This window comes from Salmonella sp. 32020114201800008SM, assembly GCF_017572025.1.
GTDB lineage: Bacteria > Pseudomonadota > Gammaproteobacteria > Enterobacterales > Enterobacteriaceae > Salmonella > Salmonella enterica.
Map to the genome: position 1 here is coordinate 11071 of NZ_JAGEQM010000015.1, position 15242 is coordinate 26312.

At 50.9% G+C, this 15242-nt stretch carries 23 protein-coding genes; 17 read left to right on the forward strand and 6 right to left on the reverse strand.

Going from position 1 to position 15242, the window contains the following annotated elements; genetic code table 11:
• Positions 1 to 7 precede the first annotated feature (7 nt).
• From secY to J4613_RS22245, 10 genes are all read left to right on the forward strand, one after another.
• On the forward strand, positions 8 to 1339 hold the full coding sequence (secY, locus tag J4613_RS22200) for a preprotein translocase subunit SecY (protein WP_001118864.1): 1332 nt from the start codon (positions 8 to 10) through the stop codon (positions 1337 to 1339).
• Positions 1340 to 1370: 31 nt separating this feature from the next.
• Positions 1371 to 1487: a 50S ribosomal protein L36 gene (gene rpmJ / locus J4613_RS22205; protein WP_000868187.1), complete on the forward strand. Its 117-nt coding sequence runs from the start codon at positions 1371 to 1373 to the stop codon at positions 1485 to 1487.
• 146 nt (positions 1488 to 1633) lie between these two features.
• A complete protein-coding gene (gene rpsM, locus J4613_RS22210) occupies positions 1634 to 1990 on the forward strand; it encodes a 30S ribosomal protein S13 (protein ID WP_000090780.1) in 357 nt (118 codons plus the stop codon).
• A 16-nt stretch (positions 1991 to 2006) separates the two neighbouring features.
• Positions 2007 to 2396: a 30S ribosomal protein S11 gene (gene rpsK / locus J4613_RS22215; protein WP_001029758.1), complete on the forward strand. Its 390-nt coding sequence runs from the start codon at positions 2007 to 2009 to the stop codon at positions 2394 to 2396.
• A 33-nt stretch (positions 2397 to 2429) separates the two neighbouring features.
• Positions 2430 to 3050, forward strand: a complete 621-nt coding sequence (rpsD, locus tag J4613_RS22220) for a 30S ribosomal protein S4 (protein ID WP_000135226.1) — start codon at positions 2430 to 2432, stop codon at positions 3048 to 3050.
• Positions 3051 to 3075: 25 nt separating this feature from the next.
• Positions 3076 to 4065 carry a DNA-directed RNA polymerase subunit alpha gene (gene rpoA / locus J4613_RS22225; protein WP_001162094.1) on the forward strand — a complete coding sequence of 330 codons (990 nt, stop codon included), beginning with the start codon at positions 3076 to 3078 and terminating at the stop codon, positions 4063 to 4065.
• Positions 4066 to 4105: 40 nt separating this feature from the next.
• Positions 4106 to 4489, forward strand: coding sequence for a 50S ribosomal protein L17 (gene rplQ / locus J4613_RS22230; RefSeq protein ID WP_001216370.1), 384 nt, complete (start codon positions 4106 to 4108; stop codon positions 4487 to 4489).
• A gap of 107 nt (positions 4490 to 4596) precedes the next feature.
• A complete protein-coding gene (locus J4613_RS22235) occupies positions 4597 to 4965 on the forward strand; it encodes a DUF1992 domain-containing protein (protein WP_000266515.1) in 369 nt (122 codons plus the stop codon).
• Between the two features lie 10 nt (positions 4966 to 4975).
• Entirely contained in the window at positions 4976 to 5401 is a 426-nt protein-coding gene (zntR, locus tag J4613_RS22240) for a Zn(2+)-responsive transcriptional regulator (RefSeq protein WP_000285588.1), read from the forward strand.
• Positions 5402 to 5458: 57 nt separating this feature from the next.
• On the forward strand, positions 5459 to 5728 hold the full coding sequence (locus tag J4613_RS22245; protein ID WP_001538278.1) for an alternative ribosome-rescue factor A: 270 nt from the start codon (positions 5459 to 5461) through the stop codon (positions 5726 to 5728).
• On the opposite strand, the gene mscL is transcribed toward J4613_RS22245, so the two are convergent.
• The 5 genes from mscL to def all read right to left on the reverse strand — a co-directional run bounded on the left by mscL (position 5664) and on the right by def (position 10430).
• Positions 5664 to 6077, reverse strand: coding sequence for a large-conductance mechanosensitive channel protein MscL (gene mscL, locus J4613_RS22250; protein WP_000008119.1), 414 nt, complete (start codon positions 6075 to 6077; stop codon positions 5664 to 5666). The two genes, J4613_RS22245 and mscL, sit on opposite strands and share 65 nt — an antisense overlap.
• Before the next feature lie 141 nt (positions 6078 to 6218).
• Entirely contained in the window at positions 6219 to 7595 is a 1377-nt protein-coding gene (gene trkA / locus J4613_RS22255; protein ID WP_000691374.1) for a Trk system potassium transporter TrkA, read from the reverse strand.
• 21 nt (positions 7596 to 7616) lie between these two features.
• Positions 7617 to 8906 carry a 16S rRNA (cytosine(967)-C(5))-methyltransferase RsmB gene (rsmB, locus tag J4613_RS22260; RefSeq protein ID WP_020838992.1) on the reverse strand — a complete coding sequence of 430 codons (1290 nt, stop codon included), beginning with the start codon at positions 8904 to 8906 and terminating at the stop codon, positions 7617 to 7619.
• 51 nt (positions 8907 to 8957) lie between these two features.
• A complete protein-coding gene (gene fmt, locus J4613_RS22265; RefSeq protein ID WP_111742226.1) occupies positions 8958 to 9905 on the reverse strand; it encodes a methionyl-tRNA formyltransferase in 948 nt (315 codons plus the stop codon).
• Between the two features lie 15 nt (positions 9906 to 9920).
• Complete coding sequence (def, locus tag J4613_RS22270; RefSeq protein WP_000114987.1) at positions 9921 to 10430, reverse strand: peptide deformylase; 510 nt, start codon at positions 10428 to 10430, stop codon at positions 9921 to 9923.
• Positions 10431 to 10561: 131 nt separating this feature from the next.
• On the opposite strand from def, the gene dprA reads away from it, so the two are divergent.
• The 6 genes from dprA to J4613_RS22300 are packed head-to-tail and all read left to right on the forward strand — an operon-like array spanning position 10562 to position 14363.
• On the forward strand, positions 10562 to 11686 hold the full coding sequence (gene dprA / locus J4613_RS22275) for a DNA-protecting protein DprA (RefSeq protein ID WP_000124531.1): 1125 nt from the start codon (positions 10562 to 10564) through the stop codon (positions 11684 to 11686).
• Positions 11658 to 12131 (forward strand): DUF494 family protein Smg, encoded by a 474-nt coding sequence (smg, locus tag J4613_RS22280; RefSeq protein ID WP_000460663.1) that lies wholly within the window; start codon positions 11658 to 11660, stop codon positions 12129 to 12131. The genes dprA and smg overlap by 29 nt, the downstream gene beginning before the upstream one ends.
• A 26-nt stretch (positions 12132 to 12157) precedes the next feature.
• Positions 12158 to 12700, forward strand: coding sequence for a type I DNA topoisomerase (locus J4613_RS22285; protein ID WP_111742227.1), 543 nt, complete (start codon positions 12158 to 12160; stop codon positions 12698 to 12700).
• 4 nt (positions 12701 to 12704) lie between these two features.
• Positions 12705 to 13277, forward strand: coding sequence for an L-threonylcarbamoyladenylate synthase type 1 TsaC (gene tsaC / locus J4613_RS22290; protein ID WP_001063613.1), 573 nt, complete (start codon positions 12705 to 12707; stop codon positions 13275 to 13277).
• Positions 13278 to 13281: 4 nt separating this feature from the next.
• Positions 13282 to 14100, forward strand: coding sequence for a shikimate dehydrogenase (aroE, locus tag J4613_RS22295; protein ID WP_080194725.1), 819 nt, complete (start codon positions 13282 to 13284; stop codon positions 14098 to 14100).
• Positions 14097 to 14363 (forward strand): DUF1488 domain-containing protein, encoded by a 267-nt coding sequence (locus J4613_RS22300; protein WP_001525713.1) that lies wholly within the window; start codon positions 14097 to 14099, stop codon positions 14361 to 14363. Before aroE ends, J4613_RS22300 begins: the two co-directional genes overlap by 4 nt.
• On the opposite strand, the gene J4613_RS22305 is transcribed toward J4613_RS22300, so the two are convergent.
• Complete coding sequence (locus tag J4613_RS22305) at positions 14330 to 14884, reverse strand: gamma carbonic anhydrase family protein (RefSeq protein ID WP_001285635.1); 555 nt, start codon at positions 14882 to 14884, stop codon at positions 14330 to 14332. The two genes, J4613_RS22300 and J4613_RS22305, sit on opposite strands and share 34 nt — an antisense overlap.
• A 113-nt stretch (positions 14885 to 14997) precedes the next feature.
• On the opposite strand from J4613_RS22305, the gene J4613_RS22310 reads away from it, so the two are divergent.
• The gene (locus J4613_RS22310) at positions 14998 to 15150 is read left to right on the forward strand and encodes a hypothetical protein (RefSeq protein ID WP_198871444.1); all 153 of its coding nucleotides are present in this window, start codon (positions 14998 to 15000) and stop codon (positions 15148 to 15150) included.
• Positions 15151 to 15242: the final 92 nt, after the last annotated feature.

The following is a 15242-nucleotide window of genomic DNA, read 5'->3' on the forward strand; positions in this document are numbered from 1 at the left end:
GTAGCAGATGGCTAAACAACCGGGATTAGATTTTCAAAGTGCCAAAGGTGGCTTAGGTGAGCTGAAACGCAGACTGCTGTTTGTTATCGGCGCGCTGATTGTGTTCCGTATTGGCTCTTTTATTCCGATCCCTGGTATTGATGCCGCTGTACTTGCCAAACTGCTTGAGCAACAGCGAGGCACCATCATTGAAATGTTTAACATGTTCTCTGGTGGTGCTCTCAGCCGTGCTTCTATCTTTGCCCTGGGGATCATGCCGTATATTTCGGCGTCGATCATTATCCAGCTGTTGACGGTGGTTCATCCAACGCTCGCAGAAATTAAGAAAGAAGGGGAGTCTGGTCGTCGTAAGATCAGCCAGTACACCCGTTACGGTACTCTGGTGCTGGCGATATTCCAGTCGATCGGTATTGCTACCGGTTTGCCGAATATGCCTGGTATGCAGGGCCTGGTGATGAATCCAGGCTTTGCATTCTATTTCACCGCTGTTGTAAGTCTGGTTACAGGGACGATGTTCCTGATGTGGCTCGGCGAACAGATTACTGAGCGCGGTATCGGTAACGGTATCTCAATCATCATCTTCGCTGGTATCGTTGCGGGACTCCCGCCAGCCATTGCCCATACTATCGAGCAAGCGCGTCAAGGCGACCTGCACTTCCTCGTGTTGCTGTTGGTTGCAGTATTAGTATTTGCAGTGACGTTCTTTGTAGTATTCGTTGAACGTGGTCAACGCCGTATTGTGGTAAACTACGCCAAACGTCAGCAAGGTCGTCGTGTCTATGCTGCACAGAGCACACATTTACCGCTGAAAGTGAATATGGCGGGGGTAATCCCGGCAATCTTCGCTTCCAGTATTATTCTGTTCCCGGCGACCATCGCGTCATGGTTCGGGGGCGGTACTGGTTGGAACTGGCTGACAACAATTTCGCTGTATTTGCAGCCTGGGCAACCGCTTTATGTGTTACTCTATGCGTCTGCAATCATCTTCTTCTGTTTCTTCTACACGGCGTTGGTTTTCAACCCGCGTGAAACAGCAGATAACCTGAAGAAGTCCGGTGCATTTGTACCAGGAATTCGTCCGGGAGAGCAAACGGCGAAGTATATCGATAAAGTAATGACCCGCCTGACCCTGGTTGGTGCGCTGTATATTACCTTTATCTGCCTGATCCCGGAGTTCATGCGTGATGCAATGAAAGTGCCGTTCTACTTCGGTGGGACCTCACTGCTTATCGTTGTTGTCGTGATTATGGACTTTATGGCTCAAGTGCAAACTCTGATGATGTCCAGTCAGTATGAGTCTGCATTGAAGAAGGCGAACCTGAAAGGCTACGGCCGTTAATTGGTCGCCTGAGAAGTTACGGAGAGTAAAAATGAAAGTTCGTGCTTCCGTCAAGAAATTATGCCGTAACTGCAAAATCGTTAAGCGTGATGGTGTCATCCGTGTGATTTGCAGTGCCGAGCCGAAGCATAAACAGCGCCAAGGCTGATTTTTTCGCATATTTTTCTTGCAAAGTTGGGTTGAGCTGGCTAGATTAGCCAGCCAATCTTTTGTATGTCTGTACGTTTCCATTTGAGTATCCTGAAAACGGGCTTTTCAGCATGGTACGTACATATTAAATAGTAGGAGTGCATAGTGGCCCGTATAGCAGGCATTAACATTCCTGATCAGAAACACGCCGTGATCGCGTTAACTTCGATCTACGGTGTCGGCAAGACCCGTTCTAAAGCCATCCTGGCTGCAGCGGGTATCGCTGAAAATGTTAAGATCAGTGAGCTGTCTGAAGAACAAATCGACACGCTGCGTGACGAAGTTGCCAAATTTGTCGTTGAAGGTGATCTGCGCCGTGAAATCAGCATGAGCATCAAGCGCCTGATGGATCTTGGTTGCTATCGCGGTTTGCGTCATCGTCGTGGTCTCCCGGTTCGCGGTCAGCGTACCAAGACCAACGCTCGTACCCGTAAGGGTCCGCGCAAACCGATCAAGAAATAATCGGGGTGATTGAATAATGGCAAAGGCACCAGTTCGCGCACGTAAACGTGTAAGAAAACAAGTCTCTGACGGCGTGGCTCATATCCATGCTTCTTTCAACAACACCATCGTGACTATTACCGATCGTCAGGGTAATGCGCTGGGTTGGGCAACAGCCGGTGGTTCCGGTTTCCGTGGTTCTCGCAAATCCACTCCGTTTGCAGCTCAGGTTGCAGCAGAGCGTTGCGCTGACGCCGTGAAAGAATACGGTATCAAGAATCTGGAAGTTATGGTTAAAGGTCCGGGTCCAGGCCGCGAATCTACTATTCGTGCTCTGAACGCCGCTGGTTTCCGCATCACTAATATTACTGATGTGACTCCGATCCCTCATAACGGTTGTCGTCCGCCGAAAAAACGTCGCGTATAACGCTTCGTTTTCCAGGTTAGTTGGAGAAAGAAAATGGCAAGATATTTGGGTCCTAAGCTCAAGCTGAGCCGTCGTGAGGGCACCGACTTATTCCTTAAGTCTGGCGTTCGCGCGATCGATACCAAGTGTAAAATTGAACAAGCTCCTGGCCAGCACGGTGCGCGTAAGCCGCGTCTGTCTGACTATGGTGTGCAGTTGCGTGAAAAGCAAAAAGTTCGCCGCATTTACGGTGTGCTGGAGCGTCAGTTCCGTAACTACTACAAAGAAGCAGCACGTCTGAAAGGCAACACCGGTGAAAACCTGTTGGCTCTGCTGGAAGGTCGTCTGGACAACGTTGTATACCGTATGGGCTTCGGCGCCACTCGTGCAGAAGCACGTCAGCTGGTTAGCCATAAAGCAATTATGGTAAACGGTCGTGTTGTTAACATCGCTTCTTATCAGGTTAGTCCGAATGACGTTGTTAGCATTCGTGAGAAAGCGAAGAAGCAGTCTCGCGTGAAAGCCGCTCTGGAGCTGGCTGAGCAGCGTGAAAAGCCAACCTGGCTGGAAGTTGATGCTGGCAAGATGGAAGGTACGTACAAGCGTAAGCCTGAGCGTTCTGATCTGTCTGCGGACATTAACGAACACCTGATCGTCGAGCTTTACTCCAAGTAAAGCTTAGTACCAAAGAGAGGACACAATGCAGGGTTCTGTGACAGAGTTTCTAAAACCGCGCCTGGTAGATATCGAGCAAGTGAGTTCGACGCACGCCAAGGTGACCCTTGAGCCTTTAGAGCGTGGCTTCGGCCATACTCTGGGTAACGCACTGCGCCGTATTCTGCTCTCATCGATGCCGGGTTGCGCGGTGACCGAGGTTGAGATTGATGGTGTACTACATGAGTACAGCACCAAAGAAGGCGTTCAGGAAGACATCCTGGAAATCCTGCTCAACCTGAAAGGGCTGGCGGTGAGAGTTCAGGGTAAAGATGAAGTTATTCTTACCTTGAATAAATCTGGCATTGGCCCTGTGACTGCAGCCGATATCACCCATGATGGGGATGTCGAAATCGTCAAGCCGCAGCACGTGATCTGCCACCTGACCGATGAAAACGCGTCTATTAGTATGCGTATCAAAGTTCAGCGCGGTCGTGGTTATGTGCCGGCTTCTACCCGAATTCATTCGGAAGAAGATGAGCGCCCAATCGGCCGTCTGCTGGTCGACGCCTGCTACAGCCCTGTAGAGCGTATTGCCTACAATGTTGAAGCAGCGCGTGTAGAACAGCGTACCGACCTGGACAAGCTGGTCATCGAAATGGAAACCAACGGCACAATCGATCCTGAAGAGGCGATTCGTCGTGCGGCAACCATCCTGGCTGAACAACTGGAAGCTTTCGTTGATTTACGTGATGTACGTCAACCGGAAGTGAAAGAAGAGAAACCAGAATTCGATCCGATCCTGCTGCGCCCTGTTGACGATCTGGAATTGACTGTCCGCTCTGCTAACTGCCTCAAGGCAGAAGCTATCCACTATATCGGTGATCTGGTACAGCGTACCGAGGTTGAGCTTCTTAAGACGCCTAACCTGGGTAAAAAATCTCTTACCGAGATTAAAGACGTGCTGGCTTCCCGTGGACTGTCTCTGGGTATGCGCCTGGAAAACTGGCCACCGGCAAGCATCGCTGACGAGTAACCGGATCACAGGTTAAGGTTTTACTGAGAAGGATAAGGTCATGCGCCATCGTAAGAGTGGTCGTCAACTGAACCGCAACAGCAGCCATCGCCAGGCTATGTTCCGCAACATGGCAGGTTCACTGGTTCGTCATGAAATCATCAAGACGACCCTGCCTAAAGCGAAAGAGCTGCGTCGCGTAGTTGAGCCGCTGATTACTCTTGCCAAGACTGATAGCGTTGCTAATCGTCGTCTGGCATTCGCCCGTACTCGTGATAACGAGATCGTGGCAAAACTGTTTAACGAGCTGGGCCCGCGTTTCGCGAGCCGCGCCGGTGGTTACACTCGCATTCTGAAGTGTGGCTTCCGTGCAGGCGACAACGCGCCGATGGCATACATCGAGCTGGTTGATCGTTCAGAGAAAACAGAAGCTGCTGCAGAGTAATCTGTAGTAACGTAAAAAAACCCGCTTCGGCGGGTTTTTTTATACCCTCCTGAACCCCACATATCTACAATAATTGTATTCTTTTCGTTCAATCCCTGGAGCGACGTATGTGGTTACTTGACCAGTGGGCAGAGCGTCATATTATCGAGGCACAGCGTAAAGGCGAGTTTGATAATTTGCCTGGCCGTGGCGAGCCGCTTATTCTGGATGATGATTCTCATGTGCCGGCGGAACTTCGTGCGGGTTATCGCTTACTCAAGAATGCGGGCTGTCTTCCCCCTGAACTGGAGCAGCGCAGAGACGCTATTCAGTTACTTGATATCCTCAACAGTATCCGGGAAGATGACCCTCGATACCATCAGGTTAGTCGCCAGCTCTCGCTGCTTGAACTAAAACTTCGGCAGGCTGGGTTGAGTACCGACTTTTTACACGGTGAGTATGCAGAAAAACTGCTGCATAAAATCAACGATAATTAACGGAGCTTGTATGTATCGCATTGGTGAGCTGGCAAAGCTGGCAGACGTAACGCCTGATACCATTCGCTACTATGAAAAACAGCAGATGATGGATCATGAGGTACGTACTGAAGGCGGGTTTCGTCTATATACTGAAAACGATCTGCAGCGTCTCAAGTTTATTCGTTATGCTCGGCAGTTGGGTTTCACGCTTGAGTCGATCCGTGAACTTTTATCGATCCGAATTGATCCTGAGCACCATACCTGTCAGGAATCAAAAAGTATTGTGCAAGAGCGATTGCAGGAGGTTGAAGCCAGGATTGCGGAACTGCAAACGATGCAGCGTTCGTTACAAAGGCTTAATGATGCTTGTTGTGGAACGGCCCACAGTAGCGTCTATTGTTCCATTCTGGAAGCCCTGGAACAGGGGGCCAGTGGGGCGAAATCAGGATGTTGATTTATTGAACCGGCGGGGCTACACTCGCGCCGTTAATTTATACAATCAGGAGACATTATGAGTCGTTATCAACATAAGAAAGGGCAGATAAAGGACAATGCCATTGAGGCATTACTGCACGATCCCCTTTTCAGGCAACGCGTTGAAAAAAATAAGAAAGGCAAAGGAAGCTATCTGCGCAAAGGTAAACACGGTAATCGAGGGAACTGGGAGGCCAGTGGCAAGAAAGTAAGTAACTTTTTTACCACTGGCCTTCTGCTGATTAAGAACGGTTATTTTGTTCTTTCAGCAGATCGCGGATTTCGCCCAATAACACTTCCTCTTTAGAAGGCGCTGGCGGAGCTGCCGGCTCTTCTGCTTTTTTACGGTTGAGTCTGTTGATAAGCTTAATGGCAACAAAGATAGCAAAGGCCACAATCACAAAATCAAATACGTTCTGGATAAACACGCCGTAATGCATGACGACCGCCGGAATATCTCCCTGCGCTTCGCGTAACGTAAAAGCAAATTGTTTAAAGTCGATCCCGCCGATTAACAATCCCAACGGCGGCATAATGATATCGGCAACCAGTGAAGAAACAATCTTACCGAATGCCGCGCCAATAATGACACCCACTGCCAAATCCACAACATTCCCGCGCATCGCGAATTCGCGAAATTCTTTAATAAAACTCATTTTTATTCTCCCTATGCAGCTGACGTTATAAGTTTAACAAATGCTAAGGCATTTTCCATTTACGGCTTCTGTTTAGCGAAATAAATTAAACCTTGATAAATAAAGGGAATTAAAAAGGGCGCTGAATGAGCGCCCCTTAAATTAGAGGAAGAAAGGACTTGGCTGGAACAGGCGTTCGACGTCGGTAATAAACTTTTTATCGGTCAAAAACATAATGACGTGATCGCCTTGTTCAATGCGCAAATTGTCATTAGCGATCATGACATCATTACCGCGAACCACCGCGCCAATAATGGTGCCTGGCGGCAGTTTAATTTCGTCAATGACGCGGCCAACCACGCGGGAAGTGCTTTCATCGCCGTGCGCGACGGCTTCGATGGCTTCGGCAACCCCGCGACGTAGTGAGGAAACGCCGACGATATCCGCTTTACGCACATGGCTCAGTAATGCAGAGATGGTGGCCTGCTGCGGAGAAATCGCAATATCTATAACGCTACCCTGCACAAGATCGACATAAGCGCGACGTTGGATCAACACCATCACTTTCTTGGCGCCCATCCGCTTAGCCAACATCGCGGACATGATATTGGCTTCATCATCGTTAGTGACCGCGATAAAGAGATCGACCTGATCAATATGCTCCTCCGCCAGCAATTCCTGATCGGAAGCGTCGCCAAAAAAGACGATCGTGTTTTGCAGTTTCTCAGCCAATTCTGCGGCGCGTTGTTGATCGCGTTCGATCAATTTAACGCTATAGTCTTTTTCCAGACGCCTTGCCAGCCCGGCGCCGATATTGCCGCCGCCCACCAGCATGATGCGCTTGTAGGGTTTTTCCAGACGCTGTAATTCGCTCATTACTGCACGGATATGCTGTGAAGCCGCAATAAAGAAGACTTCATCCCCTGCTTCCACGATAGTCGAGCCCTGAGGGCGGATTGGTCTGTCATGGCGGAAAATTGCGGCAACGCGGGTATCGATATGCGGCATATGCTCTCGCATTGTCGAGAGCGCGTTACCTATTAGTGGACCGCCATAGTAGGCTTTAACTACTGCCAGACTGACTTTCCCTTCGGCAAAGTTTACAACCTGTAATGCTCCCGGATACTCGATCAGGCGATAAATATTATCGATAACCAACTGCTCCGGCGCGATCAGATGATCAATCGGAACCGCTTCAGAATGAAAGAGTTTATCCGCATCGCGAACATAGTCCGGGGAGCGAATGCGGGCGATACGGTTTGGAGTGTTGAAGAGTGAATAGGCTACCTGGCAGGCAACCATATTAGTTTCATCTGAACTGGTGACAGCGACCAGCATATCCGCATCGTCAGCGCCCGCTTCGCGCAACACGCGGGGATGCGAACCATGCCCCTGAACTACGCGTAGATCGAACTTATCTTGCAAACTGCGTAACCGTTCGCCGTTGGTATCAACCACCGTGATGTCGTTGTTTTCGCCGACCAGGTTTTCCGCCAGTGTTCCGCCAACTTGCCCTGCGCCCAGTATGATAATTTTCATCAGTCGTGGCCCGTTATCTCATCACTTCTTGATTAGCTTAGCGTAAAAGAACCCATCACCTTCTTCGCCGCCCGGCAGATTCTGCTGTCCTGGCTGATCAGGTGTTCCCGTTTCGCTGAGCGCGGCATCGGGAGTGCGTTGTAAAAAGGTTTTGATCTGATCGCGGTTTTCTTCCGGCAGTACGGAACAGGTGGCGTAAACCAGCGTCCCGCCGGGCTTCAGGCGCGGCCAGACGGCATCAAGAATTTCCGCCTGTAATTGCGCCAGTTCCGTGATATCGCGATCGCGACGCAGCCATTTGATATCTGGATGACGGCGAATGACGCCGGTTGCGGAGCAGGGCGCATCCAGCAGAATACGGTCAAACTGCTGCTCGCCGCACCATTGGGCGGGATAACGTCCATCCCCTTGTTTAACGGTCGCTTTCATCCCAAGACGCTTTAGGTTGTCGTAAACGCGGGAGAGTCGTTGTTCATCAATATCAACCGCCAACACGTCTGCTTCGGGGGCCACTTCGAGAATATGCGTGGTTTTACCGCCGGGCGCGGCGCACAAGTCTAAAATGTGCTCACCGTTCTGAGGAGCGAGAAAAACCGCACATCCCTGCGCAGAGGCATCCTGGACAGTTACCCAACCCTCAGTAAAACCGGGTAAAGCATGTACCGGAGCTGGCGTTTCCAGACGTACAGCGTCGGGATAATCGGGATGGGGATATCCCTTCATGCCTGCGTCTTCAAGTAAGCCAAGCCAACCGTCGCGGGTGTGGTGTGTACGATTTACACGTAGCCACATCGGTGGACGCTGGTTATTCGCTTCAATAATGCGTTGCCACTGTGTGGGGTAAGCATTTTGCAAACGCTTTACCAGCCAACCTGGATGTAAAAAGCGCGCATCGCTGGTCGCAAACTCATTAAGCAACGTTTCCTGCTGGCGCTGAAACTGGCGCAGGACGCCGTTAATTAACCCTTTCAACTGCGGACGTTTGATGGAGACCGCGCCTTCAACGGTTTCAGCCAGCGCCGCATGGGGAGGAACGCGGGTGTACAGCAACTGATAAAAGCCGACCATAATTAAGTAATGCACTGTACGCTGCTTGCCGGTCATTGGACGAGACATCAGCTTATTGATCAGCCATTCCAGCTGTGAAAGGGTGCGCAGTACGCCAAAGCACAGCTCCTGAAGTAGCGCTTTGTCTTTATCGGCGACTTTTTGTTGCAGCGGCGGGAGCACATTACTTAATGATTGTCCCTGTTCGACGACCTGTTCAACGGCCTGTGCTGCCAGACTACGTAAATTGTTTTGTTTTTTCATATGTATAAAATAAAAATGCCCGGTAACACCGGGCGTATAAAGACGTGATCGTCAGGCAAGGCGGTTACCAGGAATAAACCATTCCCGGCGTGAATTTAACAGATCCTGGGCGCTCATCGCTTTTTTGCCGGCAGGCTGAAGCGAAAGCAAATTTAATATCCCCTTGCCTGTTGCAACCTGGATGCCCTGTTTCGTCGCGGCCAGAATAGTTCCCGGCAGCGACTGCGTGGCGTCCTCTATGACGGACGCCTGCCAGACTTTTACCGGCTGGCCGTCGATTTCCAGCCAGCTCATTGGCCACGGATTAAAGGCGCGAATGCAACGCTCCAGCTGTGCTGCGGAGAGAGACCAGTCGATACGCGCTTCTTCTTTACTGAGCTTTTCCGCATGAGTGACCAGCGCTTCATTCTGCGCTTCAGGCGTCGCTGTGCCGTCCGCCAGTTGTTTTAGTGTGGTAATTAACCCCTGCGGACCAAGTTCAGCCAACTTATTATACAGTGAGCCACTGGTATCTTCTGCGGTAATCGGGCACGCAAGTTTATACAGCATGTCGCCGGTATCCAGCCCTACATCCATCTGCATAATTGTGACGCCGGTTTCCGCATCGCCTGCCCAGAGTGAGCGCTGAATAGGCGCCGCGCCGCGCCAGCGTGGAAGCATCGAACCGTGAACGTTGATACATCCGAGACGGGGCATATCCAGCACTGCCTTTGGGAGAATCAGACCATATGCTACGACAACCATGACGTCGGCATGTAAGTCAGCCACCAGATGCTGGTTTTCCTGAGGACGAAGCGACACGGGCTGGAAAACGGGCAGGCCTTTTTCTTCCGCCAGCACTTTTACCGGGCTGGGCATCAACTTTTTGCCGCGACCTGCTGGACGATCGGGTTGGGTAAATACGCCGACAACGTTATGTCCAGAAGTTAACAGCGCGTCGAGATGACGCGCTGCAAAGTCAGGTGTACCCGCAAAAATAATACGTAGTGAATCTGACACGTTGGTTCTTGTCCTTTAAGCCCGGGCGTTCAGGCGGTCGAGTTTTTCTACTTTCTGACGAATACGTTGTTGCTTCAGCGGCGACAAATAATCGATAAACAGTTTACCGACCAGGTGATCCATCTCATGCTGAATGCAGATTGCCAGCAAACCATCCGCTTCAAGCTCAAACGGGTTGCCGTCGCGATCCAGCGCGCGGATTTTCACTTTCTCGGCGCGCGGCACTAAAGCGCGCTGTTCCGGGATCGACAGACAGCCTTCTTCTATACCCGTTTCGCCACTTTTCTCCAGCAATTCCGGGTTAATGAGTACCAGGCGCTCGTCGCGGTTTTCCGAAACGTCAATCACGATGATCCGCTGGTGGATATCGACCTGCGTTGCGGCCAGACCGATACCTTCTTCCGCGTACATCGTTTCGAACATATCATCGACGATACGCTGAATTTCTGCATTCACTTCTTCAACCGGCTTTGCGACTTTGCGAAGGCGCTCGTCCGGAATATGTAACACTTGCAAAACTGACATAATTATCCAGAGTTGTGTTCAGGAGTTGAAAAGATTATTACCTCTATTCTAGACAAATCCCCACCTGATTGACAGCATCAGTGACCAATCGCAAAGATTGTTCAGACTGCTTGTGGCAGGGGAGGGAAAGGATGGCCCGTACCGAAATTTGGTTACGTTTAATGTACGTCGGCGACCTTTATGGCGAGGCGATGTTGAACATGGCGAACTCGCTTATTCGTCAGCCTCAGATAAATCGCACGCACCTTCAGGAGGCTGGTCTTACCGCGCGGCAAGCTGAACGTTTTTTACAGCTTCCAGCAGGTGTGCTTGATGAGACGTTACGCTGGCTTGAACTACCGCAGCATCATTTTCTGTGTGCGGATAGTGAGATTTATCCTCCCCAACTGCGTGCTATTGATGATTATCCCGGCGCTATTTTTATTGACGGCGATCCTGCCTGTCTGCATACCTGCCAACTTGCCGTCGTAGGGAGCCGGAGCCACTCCTGGTATGGAGAACGCTGGGGACGTCTGCTTTGCGAAAGCCTTGCGAAAAGCGGTTTGACGATCACCAGCGGCCTTGCCCGGGGAATTGATGGCGTAGCACACAACGCCGCGGTGAGTATGGGGGGAAAAAGTGTAGCGGTGTTAGGGAATGGCTTGGCAAAGATTTATCCTCGCCGACATGCCATGCTGGCTGAAAACTTGATTGCTACCGGCGGCGCAGTGGTCTCAGAATTTCCGCTTTCAACGCCTCCGCTACCGCAAAATTTTCCTCGCAGAAACCGTATCATCAGCGGACTGAGCAAAGGCGTGCTGGTGATTGAGGCGGCGTTGCGCAGCGGTTCGTTGGTGACGGCGCGCTGCGCGCTTGAACAGGGGCGGGACGTTTTTGCATTACCAGGTCCTATCGGTAGTCCGGGAAGCGAAGGCACGCACTGGTTAATTAAACAAGGGGCCACGCTTGTGACGACGCCGGAGGATATTCTGGAAAATTTGCAATACGGCTTACACTGGTTGCCAACTACGGCGGAAAATTCACTTTATTCACTAAATCAGGATGAGGCGGCATTGCCATTTCCTGAGCTCCTGGCTAACGTAGGAGATGAGGTAACACCTGTTGACGTCGTCGCTGAACGTGCCGGCCAACCTGTGCCAGCGGTAGTGGCTCAGCTACTCGAACTGGAGTTAGCAGGATGGATCGCAGCTGTACCCGGCGGCTATGTCCGATTAAGGAGGGCAAGCCATGTTCGACGTACTAATGTATTTGTTTGAAACATACATCCATAACGAAGCCGAGCTGCGCGTGGATCAGGACAGACTGGAGCGTGATCTCACCGACGCTGGGTTTGATCGCGAAGACATCTACAATGCGCTGCTGTGGCTGGAAAAACTCGCTGACTATCAGGATGGCCTCGCGGAACCCATGCAACTTGCTTCCGACCCTCTTTCAATGCGCATTTATACGGTTGAAGAGTGTGAAAGGCTTGATGCCAGTTGCCGGGGGTTCCTGTTATTCCTTGAGCAGATTCAGGTGCTAAACCTCGAAACACGAGAAATGGTGATTGAGCGTGTGCTGGCGCTGGATACCGCAGAGTTTGACCTGGAAGACTTGAAATGGGTTATTTTGATGGTGTTATTCAACATTCCGGGCTGTGAAAACGCCTATCAGCAAATGGAAGAATTACTCTTTGAGGTAAATGAAGGTATGCTGCATTGATAGGTGTTAATGCTGCATGAGTGAATATGGCTAAATCAGCACTGTTTTCGGTGCGTAAAAATGAGCCCTGCCCGCAGTGCGGGGCCGAACTGGTAATTCGTTCCGGGAAACATGGTCCGTTTCTCGGCTGTTCTCGCTATCCGGAATGCGATTATGTTCGTCCGCTGAAAAGTCAGGCGGACGGGCATATCGTTAAAATTCTGGAGGGGCAACTGTGTCCTGAGTGTGGCGCCGTACTGGTGCTGCGTCAGGGGCGCTTTGGCATGTTCATCGGATGCAGTCAGTATCCGCAATGTGAACATACAGTGGTTATTGATAAACCGGATGAAACGGCGATTGCCTGTCCAGCCTGCCAGCAAGGACATTTGGTCCAGCGCCGTTCTCGTTACGGAAAAATCTTTCATTCCTGCGATCGCTACCCGGAATGTCAGTTCGTCATTAACTTCACGCCGGTTGCGGGGGAATGCCCCGAGTGCCATTATCTGCTACTCATCGAAAAGAAAACCGCGCAGGGCGTGAAGCGCTTTTGCGCCAGTAAACAATGTGGAAAGCCGGTTCCGGTGGAATAAACAAGTGAATAATAACCTGCCAACAGGATCTATCGCCGCAGCGGTAGATCTCCTGAATAAAGAAAATGTCATCGCTTATCCAACAGAAGCCGTTTTCGGCGTCGGCTGCGATCCCGATAGTGAAACAGCCGTTACGCGCCTGTTGGCGTTAAAACAACGGCCCGTCGATAAGGGACTCATTTTGATTGCCGCCAGCTTTGAGCAGTTAAAACCTTATATTGATGACAGCATACTTACCGCCGCACAGCGTAAAGCAGTATTTGATTGCTGGCCCGGGCCGGTAACGTTTGTTTTTCCTGCGCCCGCGACAACGCCGCGGTGGCTCACGGGACGTTTTGATTCCCTGGCCGTTCGTGTTACCAACCACCCGCTGGTGGTCGCGCTATGCAATGCGTATGGCAAACCGCTGGTTTCCACCAGCGCCAATCTGAGCGGATTACCGCCATGTCGTACCGTTGAAGAGGTGCGTGCGCAATTTGGCGATGATTTTCCGGTGGTTGAAGGCGCAACGGGTGGGCGTCTAAATCCTTCAGAAATTCGCGATGCTCTGACGGGCGAACTGTTTCGACAGGGGTAATATGATGGAAACCTATGCTGTTTTTGGAAATCCGATTGCGCACAGCAAATCGCCATTTATTCATCAGCAATTTGCTCAGCAGCTAGATATTGTTCACCCCTATGGTCGCGTGCTGGCCCCTATTAATAATTTCATTAATACGCTTGATGCCTTTTTCGCGGCAGGGGGAAAAGGCGCAAACATCACAGTACCTTTTAAAGAGGAGGCGTTTGCGCGATCGGATGAGTTAACGGAACGAGCATCGCTGGCGGGAGCAGTCAATACATTAAAGCGGCTGGAAGATGGTCGTTTGCTTGGCGACAATACTGACGGTATCGGTTTATTAAGCGATCTCAAACGTTTAAATTTTATCCGCCCAGGATGGCGTATTTTGCTGATTGGCGCGGGCGGCGCATCCCGGGGCGTGCTGTTACCTCTGCTTTCTTTGGATTGCGCGGTCACTATCACCAACCGTACAGCTTCACGTGCCGAAGCGTTGGCGAAAATCTTTGCTCATACCGGCAGCGTTTATGCCACGGATATGGACAAGCTGGATGGTTGTGAGTTTGACCTAATTATTAATGCGACCTCCAGCGGCATACGGGGCGAAATCCCGGCGATACCAGCGTCACTTATTCACCCTTCCCTCTGTTGCTATGACATGTTCTATCAAAAAGGGAATACGCCATTTCTCTCCTGGTGTGTACAACAGGGCGCAAAACGCTACGCAGATGGGCTGGGAATGCTGGTGGGGCAGGCTGCACATGCCGTTTTGCTTTGGCACGGTGTATTACCGCAGGTCGAGCCAGTGATTGAGCAGCTACAGCAGGAATTATTAGCGTGAACCAGGCCATACAATTTCCTGACCGCGAAGAATGGGATACTGCCGCCAGCGCTGTCATCTTTCCCGCCCTGGTTAATGGGATGCAACTCACGTGTGCAATAAAAAAAGATGTACTGGCGTATCGCTTTGGTGGAGAAACAGCGGAGCAATGGCTGGCCATTTTTCGTGAGTATCGCTGGGACCTGGAAGAAGAGGCTGAAGCATTAATCCTGGCCCAGCAGGAAGACGATCACGGTTGGATATGGTTATCCTGGGAAAGATAGTCGTCTTTCCATTTTACATAGTTATTGGCGGAGTACTGCAGGCCCGATCTCTCAGCATCGCTCAGGGGGCGGATCTGTTTTACCGGACTGCCAAGATATAAATAGCCGCTTTCCAGCCGTTTGTGCTGCGGCACCAGGCTTCCAGCGCCAATCATTACGTCATCTTCTATTATCGCGCCATCCAGCACAATGGAGCCCATACCGACCAGTACGCGGTTACCGATGGTACAGCCGTGCAGCATAACTTTATGGCCAACGGTAACATCTTCGCCAATGATTAATGGGTTGCCGTGTGGATTGGATGGAGACTTGTGGGTTACGTGAAGAACGCTGCCATCCTGAATGTTCGTACGAGCCCCTATCGCAACGTAATTCACATCGCCGCGAATCACCACAAGCGGCCAGATCCCGACATCATCCGCCAGACGGACATCACCAATAACCACGCTGCTGGTATCGATCATCACGCGCTGACCGATTTCAGGAAAAAGATCCTTATAAGGACGTAATGTGTCAGACATGTCTACCTCATCATAAATGAATAGTCATGAAGACTTTGGTTGCTTTAACGGCGTTGTGCAAGGGGAGATAGCATCAAAAAATCGCCACGTTGCGCAGGAATGGAGCGAAAGGGATGAAAAATCAACAAACAGAAAAAAAGATCCAAAAAACGCTTGTGCAAAAAAAAGGGATCCCTATAATGCGCCTCCATCGACACGGCGGATGTGAATCACTTCACACAAACAGCCGGCCGGTTGAAGAGAAAAATCCTGAAATTCAGGGTTGACTCTGAAAGAGGAAAGCGTAATATACGCCACCTCGCGACGGTGAGCTGAAAGCCGCGTCGCACCTGCTCTTTAACAATTTATCAGACAATCT

Bases quoted from the DNA above. Each gene is read 5' to 3' on its own strand.
- J4613_RS22310 (WP_198871444.1), top strand. From the start codon at position 14,998: ATGAAAAATCAACAAACAGAAAAAAAGATCCAAAAAACGCTTGTGCAA.
- rpsK (WP_001029758.1), top strand. From the start codon at position 2,007: ATGGCAAAGGCACCAGTTCGCGCACGTAAACGTGTAAGAAAACAAGTC.
- J4613_RS22285 (WP_111742227.1), top strand. From the start codon at position 12,158: ATGGCTAAATCAGCACTGTTTTCGGTGCGTAAAAATGAGCCCTGCCCG.
- mscL (WP_000008119.1), bottom strand. From the start codon at position 6,077: ATGAGTTTTATTAAAGAATTTCGCGAATTCGCGATGCGCGGGAATGTT.
- J4613_RS22235 (WP_000266515.1), top strand. From the start codon at position 4,597: ATGTGGTTACTTGACCAGTGGGCAGAGCGTCATATTATCGAGGCACAG.
- rpmJ (WP_000868187.1), top strand. From the start codon at position 1,371: ATGAAAGTTCGTGCTTCCGTCAAGAAATTATGCCGTAACTGCAAAATC.
- def (WP_000114987.1), bottom strand. From the start codon at position 10,430: ATGTCAGTTTTGCAAGTGTTACATATTCCGGACGAGCGCCTTCGCAAA.
- dprA (WP_000124531.1), top strand. From the start codon at position 10,562: ATGGCCCGTACCGAAATTTGGTTACGTTTAATGTACGTCGGCGACCTT.
- trkA (WP_000691374.1), bottom strand. From the start codon at position 7,595: ATGAAAATTATCATACTGGGCGCAGGGCAAGTTGGCGGAACACTGGCG.
- J4613_RS22245 (WP_001538278.1), top strand. From the start codon at position 5,459: ATGAGTCGTTATCAACATAAGAAAGGGCAGATAAAGGACAATGCCATT.
- zntR (WP_000285588.1), top strand. From the start codon at position 4,976: ATGTATCGCATTGGTGAGCTGGCAAAGCTGGCAGACGTAACGCCTGAT.
- rplQ (WP_001216370.1), top strand. From the start codon at position 4,106: ATGCGCCATCGTAAGAGTGGTCGTCAACTGAACCGCAACAGCAGCCAT.
- smg (WP_000460663.1), top strand. From the start codon at position 11,658: ATGTTCGACGTACTAATGTATTTGTTTGAAACATACATCCATAACGAA.
- secY (WP_001118864.1), top strand. From the start codon at position 8: ATGGCTAAACAACCGGGATTAGATTTTCAAAGTGCCAAAGGTGGCTTA.
- rpoA (WP_001162094.1), top strand. From the start codon at position 3,076: ATGCAGGGTTCTGTGACAGAGTTTCTAAAACCGCGCCTGGTAGATATC.
- aroE (WP_080194725.1), top strand. From the start codon at position 13,282: ATGGAAACCTATGCTGTTTTTGGAAATCCGATTGCGCACAGCAAATCG.
- rpsD (WP_000135226.1), top strand. From the start codon at position 2,430: ATGGCAAGATATTTGGGTCCTAAGCTCAAGCTGAGCCGTCGTGAGGGC.
- rsmB (WP_020838992.1), bottom strand. From the start codon at position 8,906: ATGAAAAAACAAAACAATTTACGTAGTCTGGCAGCACAGGCCGTTGAA.
- J4613_RS22305 (WP_001285635.1), bottom strand. From the start codon at position 14,884: ATGTCTGACACATTACGTCCTTATAAGGATCTTTTTCCTGAAATCGGT.